Source organism: Bacteroides sp. (assembly GCF_052357945.1).
Classification (GTDB): Bacteria; Bacteroidota; Bacteroidia; order Bacteroidales; family Bacteroidaceae; genus Bacteroides.
Genome location: NZ_DAWCXD010000003.1, coordinates 132,892 through 145,899 on the forward strand (window position 1 = coordinate 132,892; position 13,008 = coordinate 145,899).

The 13,008-nt window shown below is 44.7% G+C and carries 7 protein-coding genes; all 7 read left to right on the forward strand.

Features of this window, described 5'->3' with window-relative positions:
- Nucleotides 1-3 precede the first annotated feature (3 nt).
- The 7 genes from ACT8YW_RS01935 (at nucleotide 4) to ACT8YW_RS01965 (ending at nucleotide 13,007) form a co-directional block, all read left to right on the forward strand.
- Nucleotides 4-2,613: a DUF4962 domain-containing protein gene (locus ACT8YW_RS01935; RefSeq protein ID WP_444103789.1), complete on the forward strand. Its 2,610-nt coding sequence runs from the start codon at nucleotides 4-6 to the stop codon at nucleotides 2,611-2,613.
- Nucleotides 2,614-2,630: 17 nt separating this feature from the next.
- On the forward strand, nucleotides 2,631-3,392 hold the full coding sequence (locus ACT8YW_RS01940; RefSeq protein WP_444103790.1) for a DUF3575 domain-containing protein: 762 nt from the start codon (nucleotides 2,631-2,633) through the stop codon (nucleotides 3,390-3,392).
- A gap of 12 nt (nucleotides 3,393-3,404) precedes the next feature.
- Nucleotides 3,405-4,454 carry a DUF6562 domain-containing protein gene (locus ACT8YW_RS01945; protein WP_444103791.1) on the forward strand — a complete coding sequence of 350 codons (1,050 nt, stop codon included), beginning with the start codon at nucleotides 3,405-3,407 and terminating at the stop codon, nucleotides 4,452-4,454.
- 30 nt (nucleotides 4,455-4,484) lie between these two features.
- A complete protein-coding gene (locus tag ACT8YW_RS01950; protein ID WP_444103792.1) occupies nucleotides 4,485-6,152 on the forward strand; it encodes a DUF6562 domain-containing protein in 1,668 nt (555 codons plus the stop codon).
- Nucleotides 6,153-6,270: 118 nt separating this feature from the next.
- Nucleotides 6,271-8,811 (forward strand): DUF4962 domain-containing protein, encoded by a 2,541-nt coding sequence (locus ACT8YW_RS01955; protein ID WP_444103793.1) that lies wholly within the window; start codon nucleotides 6,271-6,273, stop codon nucleotides 8,809-8,811.
- A gap of 27 nt (nucleotides 8,812-8,838) precedes the next feature.
- Complete coding sequence (locus ACT8YW_RS01960) at nucleotides 8,839-9,675, forward strand: DUF1961 family protein (protein WP_444103794.1); 837 nt, start codon at nucleotides 8,839-8,841, stop codon at nucleotides 9,673-9,675.
- 329 nt (nucleotides 9,676-10,004) lie between these two features.
- Nucleotides 10,005-13,007 carry a polysaccharide lyase family 8 super-sandwich domain-containing protein gene (locus tag ACT8YW_RS01965; RefSeq protein ID WP_444103795.1) on the forward strand — a complete coding sequence of 1,001 codons (3,003 nt, stop codon included), beginning with the start codon at nucleotides 10,005-10,007 and terminating at the stop codon, nucleotides 13,005-13,007.
- Nucleotide 13,008 lies beyond the last annotated feature (1 nt).

Sequence of the window (13,008 nt, forward strand, 5' to 3'; positions counted from 1 at the left end):
ACCATGAAGAAATTAATCAGTACCATATTATTTTGCAACCTACTGGTATTCTCCGGCATGCAAGCACAAGAAAAGCCGGCAAGAATCAGGCTTACAGATGTAACGCTCATGCACGAAATGCGCGCCACTCCTTCCCCACTGGACAAGGCAACTGTTTCCGACCGTGCCGTTTCATTCCAATGGCCGCTACAGGCAAATGTGGACACTTCCGAAGCATTACTGGACGGAATGAAATCCACTAGAAAGAAAGTAGACAAGTCCCGTTTAAAATACCAGTTGCGCTATTCACAAGATGCAGCGATGAAGAAGAATGTGCAACAGGAAGAAACACGCTGGCCTTTCTTCAATCCAGAGAAAGATTTAGCTCCCGGTGTATGGTATTGGCAGTATGGATATGTGAATGAAGAAGGAAAAACACTATGGTCATCCATTCTGCAATTCACCGTCGAAGCCAATCCCGGCAAGTTCTGCCCGCCTTCATTCAAGACGATGCAGGCAAACCTTTCCAAAAGTCATCCACGCATATTGGTGCAAAAAGACAATTGGACAAGTTTTATGAAGAACAGCCGTTCGAAATCCGAGTATCAATGGTACTTGGAAGGAGCAAACAAAGTTTTAAGAACTCCGATGCAGTCTGTCAATGACATCAATTCCAAACTTGCCGCAGGATTGGACAATGAAATGCAACGCAACGCCATGCTGACTCGCGAAAGCCGCCGCATCATCGACAAAGAAGAATCCAACGTAGAGTTATTGATACGCGCCTATCTGCTGACACAGAATACCAAATACAGCAAGGAAGCAATAAAACGTATTTTGGAGATGGTCAGTTGGGACGAGAATCAGAATGTGAAAGGCGATTTTAATGCTTCTACAATGCTTTCACTTAGTTCATTGTCTTATGACTCATTCTACAATCTGCTGAACGAATCGCAGAAACAGACCCTGTTGAAAGAAATCAAGAAACGCGGCAGCGAGTTTTATGAGAGCTTCAACAACCGGTTGGAAAACCATATAGCCGACAATCACGTCTGGCAAATGAACCTGCGTATTTTTACGTTTGCTGCATTCAGCGTACTTGGTGACCTTCCCGAAGCGGATATCTGGGCAGATTACTGTTATAATATCTGGCTGGCACGTTTTCCCGGACTGAACAAGGATGGAGCCTGGCACAACGGTGACAGTTACTTTGCGGTTAATTTCCGTACACTTGTCGAAGTGCCCTATTTCTACACCACCGTTACAGGATTCAATTTTTTCAGCGACCCGTGGTATCAGGGTAATGCCATGTACACTATTTACCAACAACCGCCTTTCTCCAAATCAGGCGGTAACGGTAGCGGACACCAAAGTAACCTGAAACCCAGTTCCATACGTGTAGGATATGCCGACGCATTAGCCCGAATGACCGGGAATACATACGCCGCCGACTACGTACGCCGTATGGCCACTACTCCCGACTTCTACAAACGTTTTCTGACAGCCAAATCCGGCAGTCTGGCGTGGTTCCGCCTGCAATGCGACAAGCCCCTGCCTGAAGGTGAAGGTCTGGCAAGTCTCCCGATGGGATATGTTTTCCCGGAAAGCGGACTGGCTTCGTTCATGACGAACTGGGACCGTGTAGGCGGAAATGCCATGTTCAGTTTCCGAAGCAGCCCTTACGGAAGTACCTCGCACGCCATTGCCAACCAAAATTCATTCAATACTTTCTTTGGCGGAAGCTCGCTCTTTTACAGTAGCGGCCACCACATTGCGTTCGTAGACAAGCATAGTTTGTTTTGCCACCGTTCCACCCGCGCCCACAACTCCATCTTGGTGAATGGCATGGGACAGCGTATCGGTACGGAAGGTTACGGCTGGATTCCCCGTTACTATGTAGGCGAAAAGATAGGTTACGTATTAGGCGACGCTTCCAACGCTTATGGTGAAGAAATCTCTCCCCTCTGGCTGGAACGCGGAAAAGAAGGCGGAATAGAATACACCCCTGCCAATGGTTGGGACAAGAACCACCTAAAGACTTTCAGACGCCACACCGTCGCTTTAGGCAAAACCGGACTGGTATTTATCTATGACGAACTGGAAGCCGACGAGCCTGTCACCTGGGATTATCTGTTGCATACGGTTATCAACCCGATGAATGTCACGAAGAAAGAGCAGTTCGTACATATACAGGCTACCAATAAAAACGGAGCTTCGGACGCTTATCTTTTTTCAAGCGGTACGCTGAAAACCGACACGACCAACCAGTTCTTTGTTCCGGCAGTCAACTGGCTGCGTGCTGACGCAAAAGGCAAGTTCGCCGATTATCCCAACCACTGGCATTTCAAGGCGACTTCCGAAAAGCAACAGAAATATCGCTTTGCAACCATTATCAATACACATCCTCTTTCGCGCCCGGCTCCCGAACCGAATATACTTCCCGACGGACGCATCAAAGTGGGAAGCTGGATTATCAGAGTAAACGTCTCTACCAAAGGAATATCTTCATTCTTCATCCGCTCTACCCGGAAAGGGGAAGACGTGAGCATTGTCTATAAAAGCGGAGCGACAATCATACGTGAGGACGGATACGAAACAACTCTGATAGACAAACGCCCGGAACTGGAAATCTAACCGATTATAAGAAGAATATGAAAACAAAAAGATATTTAGTACAAGGATTCCTGTTGCTGCTTTGTTCTATGACAGCAACAGCCGGTTCACCTGCCGGAGAACCGCAGCATCCACAGAACCCGCAGAAGCAGGAAGGCAAGCGCCCACGCATACAGACTTCCGCAAGCGAGAAGGAGATTGTGTTCAAACCCAACACGGAAACCGGAAAAGCCAAGACGCCCCAAGTTGCCGAAAAGAAGCAAACAGCAACGGCAAGCAAACCTAAAAAGGAGCTTCGCCAAAAGAAGACGTCCGAACGCTACATGGCTCTCAAAACCAATATCGCTTATGACGCCATTGCCGTACCGAACCTGGCTTTTGAGATACAATGCAGCAAGCATATTTCCGTAGAACTTCCTGTCATGTTCAGTGGTTGGGATATCAGCAGCAAGCATGCTGTCCGCACGTTCGCCGTTCAGCCTGAAGGACGCTGGTGGTTGGAAAAAGCAGGAACAGGTCATTTTTTCGGCGTACATGCGCACATGGCTCTGTTCAATGTGAAATGGGATGAAAACCGTTATCAGAGTACCGGTCGCCCGCTACTGGGCGCAGGTGTCAGCTATGGATACAAACTCCCTTTCTCCAAACACTGGGGAGCGGAGTTTACTTTGGGAGCCGGCTATGCCAATATGAAGTATAACACCTATTATAATATAGACAACGGTGCCCTGATTGAAACCAAAAGCCGGAATTATTGGGGAATCACCCGTCTCGGTTTATCATTGTCCTATCATTTTTAAGCCAGTATGATTATGAAAAAGAATACCTATACATGCATTATTCGCACACTGGGCTGTTTACTGTTACTGTCTGTTTTCGTAAGCAGTTGCCTTTATGAAGACCCGGAACTGACGGCTGACGGAGAAATCGGAGTAGACCCTACCGCTGTTAATATCATGACGAACCTGACATTGGAAACGTCATTCGACCTCGTGAACGTCAACCGCGGTACACGTGCGGCAACCACCACTTCCTTGCATCGTTTTATCGTGGCTGTTTATGAAGGTTCGCAAAAAGTAGCCGGTCAGGTTGTCTATCAAGAGATACAAGCGGGTGAAACTACCGTAAACATTCCCATTACGATGAAATTACACGCCCGCAACTATCAGCTTGCCGTATGGTCGGACTATGTGGAAAAAACCGGTGAAGAAATCAACCCGGCTTTCTACAACGCCACAGACATGGCATTCATATTGCGTACTACGCCTTACAAAGGAAATTCCCAATACTACGACGCTTTCTACGGAAGTACTCCGTTAGACCTGACCGCCTATCGTGACCAATGGAATGTAACGGTTCCCATAGACATAAAAATGATTCGTCCAATGGCTTCGTACAACCTGATAGCAACGGATGTCACCAAATTCCTGAAGAAAGTGACAGACAAGGAAATCACCGGAAAGAAATTCACCATGACCGTCAAGTACAACTACTATCTGCCCACAGGATTCGACGCACTCACGGGTAAGTTGAAGCACTCTTTGCAGTATATGGAGTACAATAAAACGGTTGATTTAGCCACTCTCCAAAAAGAGGAGAACAAAGCAGAATTCAATATCGGCTTCGATTATCTGCTAGTCAACAATGAAGCCTCATCGTCCATTCCGGTCACTATCGAAATTACGAACGAAAGTAAAACAGTGGTAGCCCGCTATCAGAATCTAAAGATTCCTTATGAACGGAACAAGGAGACAAACATACGGGGCTATTTCCTGACGGCCAGTCCTGGTATCAGTTTCGACCCTGATTTCAACGATGACGACATCATTATCGACGTCACTCCTATCGTAAAAAAGAACTAATAATTATAATACACTTTAATCATTACCATTATGAAAAAAAACTTTATCTATTTAGCTATTACACTGTTCATGGGACTATTTACCGCATGCAGTCAAGAAAACGACTCTAGTACTTCAAACAGCCAGAGCAAACTGGTTAACATTTCCGCCGAACTACCGAAGGAATTTGCCAAGACACGCGCTATCCCGGGAGTGGACGGCCATTACCTGCGTTGTATTCTCGAAATTACAAATGAAAACGGAGACCGTGTTTATAGAGAAGAAAAACTAGGTACTGAAGGTGGCACAGACGGTAAACTGTCTTTTACATTTGCTCTTGAAGAAGCCGGAACATACAACTATAAGATGTGGGCAGACTTCATTGAAGGCAACGGACAACAGAAAGACCCCGTAACAGGTCGCTACACCGACAAGTTTTACAATACGGACGACCTGACTAAGATCACAATTAAAAATCCGGCTTCACTTTACAATACGGATGCCTGTGATGCCTTCTCTGGCAGCGGCAGTTTCGAGAAAAGTCAGGCAACATTAGAGAATCCTCTCAGCATCACATTGGTTCGCCCATTTGCCAAGTTGATTGTATCAGACAAGAGTAGTGCAAACTTTAACAAATGTACTTCAGTCAGTGTCAGCCAGGAAATCCCGAACGGATTCGATGTATCAACAGGACAAATTTCTACGGAAACAGTGGAAGCTGTACTACCCGCCACAGCTCCTATCGGCACCGGAGCACAAGAAGGTGAAGGAGCTGACTTAAAACTTTTCTCTTGCTATATTTTTGCGGATGATGACGCTTTGGGAGAAATCAAACTGACTTTTGTTACCACAGACGGCGGTCGTACTGTAGCTATCCCTGCCAATGTGCCTGTGAAACAGAATACACGCACGCAAGTGAGAGGATATCTTGTCGCAGAATCACAGAATGACGGACAGATTGACACTGATTTCGGAGAATGGAATCCGGATATAGACGGGGGAGACGTTGACCCGACAGTACCGACTGTTGACCCGAAAATTGGTGATTACTATTATCAGAATGGCGAATATTCTTCGGAATTAAAAACAGACGAAGCCAACCCATGTATCGGAATTGTGTTTGCCACCAAAGCACTGAATGGCGACGAAGCAAGTAAATATGGTGAATATACCCGTATCAAAGGATATGTAATCGCTCTGGAAAGTGCACCGTCAAATACCCGTAAAGCGTTCTGCACAAATAATGAAATTGATTTCACCGGCATGGAACTGACTAAGACAGGATATGAAAATACCATGTCTCTATTGGCAGACAGCCGCTATACCAACAATTCAGGCGACTATCCAATGATAGTAGACTTTCTTGCCTTTAAAGAAAAAACCGCAACTCCAGCAAAATCCAGCGGTTGGTATATACCTTCTTTCGAGGAACTGAAAGCATTCTCAATAGGATACTACGGATTCGGCGAGACTGCTAAAAACGAAATATTCGCAAATGCAGTAGACGCTATAGAAGGTGCAAACCTCTTTGTTCATACCACTGGATCTGCCCGTTATTTACTATCCAGCAACATCAGCAACAAAGCTATACAACCTATCACGTTTAATGGGGGAGCACTAACGGATATTAATCCCAAACCTGCAACAATTCTCAATAGTGACCCCAGCAAACTTGGTGTACAGGGACAATACCGTCCTATCCTCACTATTCTGGAATAAACAGTCCAAAGCGACCTAAATAGAAAAGTCAAGATAAGCAAGGAATCCCCTAAAAAAGCCTTGCTTATCGGCTTTTCCCTTTTATTGTTAAATCAATCCCCCTATTTAAATCAATCTTATGAAAACTATCTTCCGCTTCAGAACCCTTTTTCATATTTTTGCCTGTTTGTTTTTGTTTACTGCCTGTAGCGACGACACACTTCCCGCAACCGACACGCCAGAAACAGAACAGCCGGAAGCATCTCCCGACGCTTTACACGACAAACTTCGTGAAAAGCCATACCCTAAAGCGGATAATGAACTCTATATCAATCCCACTCCATTCATCATACCTCAAGCAATGAAGACCGGAGACAAGCTTCAAATTGCTTTTTCCCAATCGAAGGATTTTCCCGACACGGAAACAACCTTATCAACTCCCAAACAATGGTGTATGCATAATCCGCACCAAATACTCAAAAGCGGTATATGGTACTGGCGTTTCCGCTCTGTCAGCAACGATGGAGCCGAACAAGCATGGAGCGAAACCTATTCTTTTGAAGTAAAGGACGAAACACCCAAATTCGTAACTCCTACATTCGAAACATTTATTAAAAATACTCCCCACACGCATCCACGGTTATATTGCTTCCTTGACAACGAGATAGAACAAGCACGACGCAACGTGACGTCGCACCCGGAATACAAGCAACTGACACATCGTGCGTCAACCGCATTAAAAACAGATTACTCCCTCTTGCCCAATCCCTACGACGAGGCCGCCAGTATAAAAAACTCCGTTCAATACCTGTATCAAGCCTATCATCTGATACAGGACAGAAAATACGCCAACAAACTACATGAAATATTAAATATCTTACTGGCACACCCTGTGTCGGACTCCCAACTCTTTGCAAGCAATTTCGACTCTACCGACATTGCTATCAACTTTATCGAAATCTACGACTTGCTCTACAGCGAACTGACCCCGGAAGAAAAACTCGGAATAGAAGAACTGCTGATGCGTGTGTTACGCTACTATTTCAAATCAAACTGCGGAAGACAAGAAAATCATATATTCGACAATCACTTTTGGCAACATAATATGCGAGTATTCTTTCAGGCTTGTTTCATCCTTTATGATAAAACAGCGTACGCAGACGAAGTTCTCCCGATGCTGGAATACTATTACGAAATATGGACCGCACGCGCACCGGCATCCGGCTTCAACCGGGATGGTGTATGGCATAATGGAGCGGGCTACATCACCGCCAACATAAAAACCCTATTTTATATCCCCTCGCTCTTCTCTTACATCACACGAAGCGACTTTTTAAAGCACCCGTGGTATTTGAACGCCGGGAAAGCACTAGTTTACACCCATTCTCCACATGCAAAAAGTGTCGGCTTCGGCGACGGAAGCGAAAAGAGTGACGGAGCCAACCGGGTGTTGGCTGCCTTTGCTGACTTCCTGGCTAAAGAGAATGCCGACTCCTACGCCGGATGGTATGCCGATCAAACCAAAGACTTGGTACAACAAGACTATGAATTCAGGCTCTATCGCATGATACATAACCAAAGCTACTCCGCCGAACTGCCTTCCAACATACCTAAATTTATCTGGTATAAGGATGCAGGAGAAGTTGCCATACACACCGACTTGATGCATCCTGAACAGGACATGGCTATCGGCTTCCGTTCCAGTATTTTCGCCTCAGGCAGCCATACGTTAGCCAATCAAAACAGCTTCAACCTTGTATATAAAGGAGTAGACGTGTATCGCAGCAGCGGATATTACCAGCATTTCAGTGATGCGCACAACTTGATGTCTTACCGACACACCCGTGCCCACAATACAATTCTAGTCAACGGTATCGGTCAGCCCTATTCTTTAAAAGGATACGGCAATATCACCCGTGCCATGGGTGGCGATCATATTTCCTATTGTCTTGGAGATGCTTCCCATGCATACAACGGTATAAGCGAAGACCCTATGTGGATTAACGCCTTTGCAGCTTTAGGGATCACCCAAACGCCCGAAAATGGTTTCGGTAAAACCCCGCTTACCAAATACTTACGCCACCTGTTGGTTCTGCATCCTCATACAATCGTTATTTACGATGAATTGGAAGCCAGCGAGGCGGTTCGTTGGGACTGGCTCTTACACAGCCCTACCCCGTTTAATATAGAAAAGCACACAACGACTACCGAAAACTCTTCCAAAGAATTCAAAACAACCGTTCGCCAGTTCAGCAACTCTTCTTTTGAGTTTTCACAAACAGACCTGTTTGTCGTGCCACCTGCCACACCGGCTCCTAACCAATGGCATCTAACAGCTACATATACTTCTAGTGCCCAAAACCGTATCCTGACTATCATACAGATTACCCCGAACTCGGAACAAGTCCCGGCAATCGTACGTACGGGGGACACTTTCCAATGTGACGACTGGAATATCCAAGCCACCATGAGTGCCTCTCAACCGGCAGAACTGATTGTCACCAACCGGACAAACAGCACGGTATTCAGCTATTCATCCGTCAATCCGATAATCGAAGGAAGTGAATATCTACGAAAATCTCCCCGTTCTTCCTTACTTTACGACAAGTCGAACGGCAGATATGGCGTAAGGGAACAAACGGACTATATCCCGGCTTCCACACGGGCAATCAGCTATTAATATAAGATAATCTAAAAACTGACAATTATGAATATAAAACAGGCAACATCTATCTTTCTATTTTCACTGTTCGCTTATAACAGTGCTTACTCTCAAAACGTCAAAGAAACCATATCCACAATTTACACTTTCGATAAAGAGGAAGAAATTGCGGACTGGTTGGTGGAAGGAGAAGGCAAAGCATATATCGAGAATGGTAAACTGATTTTGGAACCCTTGTTCTTTCCACTTATGGAAACCTTGATAAAAGCCGACGTTATCTCCGACGATAACCGCATGAAAGAATATGAACCATACCTCTATGCAGCCATGAAAGCTAAATACGGGAATGATGTCAGAAACTATTTCCTTCTGGGAAAAGGGGAACCGAAATTTATGGGCGGTCATTTCAATGTATGGAACAAAGCTATCAAAACAGGCAGGAACTTTGCCATAGAGTTTGATTTCACCCCTCTTTCTCCCGCCCCGTTACATATGTTGATGTTCTGCGCTTCCGGCCTGAAAGGAGAAAGTGTCTTCGATACCTCCCTACCTACACGCTACGGAGTGGAAGACGAAACAATGTACGACATGGCAATGTATCGCGTCTCATTTTTTCATAAATCACGCAAACAAGCCAACTTACGCCGCGCTCCCGGCAAGGTGATGGTAGCACAAGGAGCGGATGTAGTTGTCTCGGAGGACTGGCGTCCAACCAGCCGTTGCCGGATAGAAAGAATCAACGGAACCGTTCGGTTTCTGATAAACGGAAAAGAAAGTTTCTCCTACAAAGATGATAAACCGCTGCAAGGCGCTAACTGGGGATTCAGACTGATGACTTGTGCCAAAGGCGCTTACGACAACATAAAAGTAATAACCATGTAATTTTAAGAGTAACCGTAAGCTGTCGTTATGCATTAATAGAAAAGTTTCTTTCAATTAAGAGTAAAGTTCTAAATGATAGGAAGTAAAGTTATTCTCCATTAAGCCTAATCTATAAACAAAGCCTTTGTTTATAAAAACAAAGCTTGCAATTATAAAAACAAAAGTTGCAATTATAAAAACAAAGCTTTCGTTTATAGTTTACCTTTAAGCCCGGAAAAGTTTAGCAGTAACCTTCAGCAAGTTTCCTATTAAGCCTTAAGAAGTTTATTAGCAATAGCCAAGGCATCATTTAATGATAACAGAATTAAAGTATTAAATAACACTATAACATGAAAAAAGGATTTCTACCTCTTCTGATTGTATGTATCACCTGTTCATGCATCAGTTTTCAGGCACATGCACAAGAAAAAGTGTTTGCCACGTACTTTGATATTCCAATCAACAGTTCTGCCGGAACGGAAGTTACCGGACGCATTCATTTGGAAAAAAATAAAGATGTATTAACCTCTCCTATCCCTCAAGGATATAAGTTCGAAATCATCGCCCAGCCGGCAGATGGGTTGTTCAGGATAGATACCCGTTACGACTTGTCGCAACGCATTATGGGAGTATTGATCGTCGACAAAAAGAAGAAGACCGGATCCAAAGCCTCATCCTATCCCATGACAATCGCCCTGAAAGACGGGAACAAACAAATAAAGCTGTTCGATATTACAGTCAATATTGTCAAAAGCACTTTGTGGACATTATTATATGACCGCTACGTCCCTCATGCAATCGGCACCAGTCGTTTATATGGACGAACTAAATATTCAGATAAAGAGGTGGCGGAAAAAATAGAGGAATTAGAAAAGAATGACGGACGTTTCGAAGGATTCAGATGTTATACCACTCATCCGCAGGATTATAAAGGTGAGTTCAATCCTAAAAACGACCACCTAAACACCAAAACCATTGAATATGACTGGGCAAAAGTAGCCAATCAGATTGGTGGACTCGGATATGCCTATGCCACGTCAAAAGTCTATGGACCACAAGGTTCCCAAGAAAAGCGGAAAGAATTGCGCAATGCTTTATACAAGGCAATACTGGCTTATACACTGTCAGTTCCTGTGGAAGGTAAAGATGTAGAAATTAATGGAAAACCTATCGGTAACTGCACTGGAGACGGTTTCAGTTTACTTCAAGCCAATAAATTAGCAGGAATGCAAATACCAACCCACCAATGGGTATTGACAGATCCATTAGTGGTACCTGCACTCTATCTTATTCCTGATATACTAAAAGGCATACAGGAGAATGATGAGACTTGTTTTAAGGTACATGATGCGCTGATACGATATAACCAGTTATTCATGTCTATTATCAAAAGCCGCAGAGCCATTGATAATCCTAAAGAACGTTGGGGAGAAATACAAGATACACTTTATTCGTCCGGTGCCTGGGCAGATGCCAATCTGGGACATCGCTCACGCACCATGCTGGCACTGCCTATTATTTGGGCTGACTACAATCGCCCACTGACATACGTACAATACTGGTATAGCGACTTCTATAAAGACAAACCTTTCAAAAATTTCAGTTTCTCCCCCGGTTGGAGTCCGCAAGGGGTGATAGCCGATGTCAGTCGGTGGATGACCAAATACAATATTCCTGCACATAAGTATATCCAGTCGGGATTTCAGCCGGACGGTACCATATCCCACCATGTAGGGCAAGCAACTGATGCCGCCATGGTAGCTTATGGATTTGAATGGCTGACAGACTGCAATGTGGGATATCAATATCTCAAGAACACTCCATTCAAAGTAGACGCTCCATATTATCAGTTCCAGTTAGACTATTTATTGAAAGTCTATCCCAAGCTAATTTATAAACAACACATGGATTTCCTTGTCTCCGGACGTTCTTATTTGGAAGATTTAGATAAATTCGCCACCAAGAGCTATCCCAAAGCTGTCAATGAAATGCTAAAAGCCCGAAGCAAAGACACCAAGTTGGCAGGAGTTGAAGAACTACAGGCTGCTATCAAAGGAATCAAAGCAAATACACACGAATATTCAGGTACGGACGCTTATTGGGTAAATGAATATCTCGTACACCGCCGGGGAGAAAACGAATCACCGTTCTATGCATCCCTAAAGCTGAAATCAGAGCGTACAGTGGGTGCCGAAGACTTCGGTAAAGTTCGTAAATCCTGGCATTTGGGCTACGGAATCCTGCAACTAAAAATATGCGGAGACGAATATGCCAGTCAGGTATTGAAGAATTATGACTGGCACGCTATACCGGGATTAACAGAAGAATGGCGTACTGACGCCCTACCCGCCGAAGGGGGTGCACAGGCTTCGTTACCCGGCTTAAACAAAATATCCGGTGTATTGGCTGACGGTAAGGCAGGTATGGGAATTTACCATCATTTACCGAAAGAGAAGTATAGTTCTTCCATCGCATTCAAAACCTACCACTTCATCGAAGATAAAATTATCGCATTAGGAAGCGGTATTGCCCGTCTGCGTCCGGGACAGGGAAAGGAGATTACCACTTTCCTCGACCAGTCTGTCTTCAACCGGGAATTGACGTGGTGTGTCAACGGTAAAGAACAAACAGTAAATCCGGGTGAGTCGGTGAATATCACTGAAAACATAGAATCTGTCTGCTGGCTTCATCAAGGCGAAAAAGGATATGTCATCCTGCCGAAAAAGAAGCTGCAACTGATGATTAAAACCGGAAAGGAAATCAACATCACCGACCGGGCAATAGCCAACAACCAGCCTAACTTTATTATTGCCCTCAACCATGGATTAACACCGGGAAGCGGTTTGGATGATAATTACGCTTACTACCTGATAGCCAATATCAGCAAAGAGGATATGAAAGCCCGCGTGACAAACCTGCAAAAAGAGATTGCTACTGTAGAAAATACAGCTTCCGCCCATGCGGTATATTCCGCAACCGATAAGACCTGGCAATATGCTTTCTTCAAGCCCGGCACAATTTCGGTAGGAAAAACTGAAGTAATTTCTGACGATGTAGCACTAATCATGCTGCGTGATAATGGTGAAAGCTGGGCTTTATCCGTTTCTAATCCGATGCCGGACGGCAAGAAGCAAAGACTGACATTCCGCGTCAATGCTCCTCTGACAGCAGGAACTTATACCTACCGGACGAAAGGAATTTACCCGTTGGAAGGGGAAACTGTAACCGTATCTCCAGACAAAAGTGGTGCCAAAGTAGTGGTTGAACTGCCGGACATCAGAGATGAGAAGCGCTACAACTATCAGTCCGACTTATATGCCGCTACCCCCATTGTTATCAATATACCTAAATAAT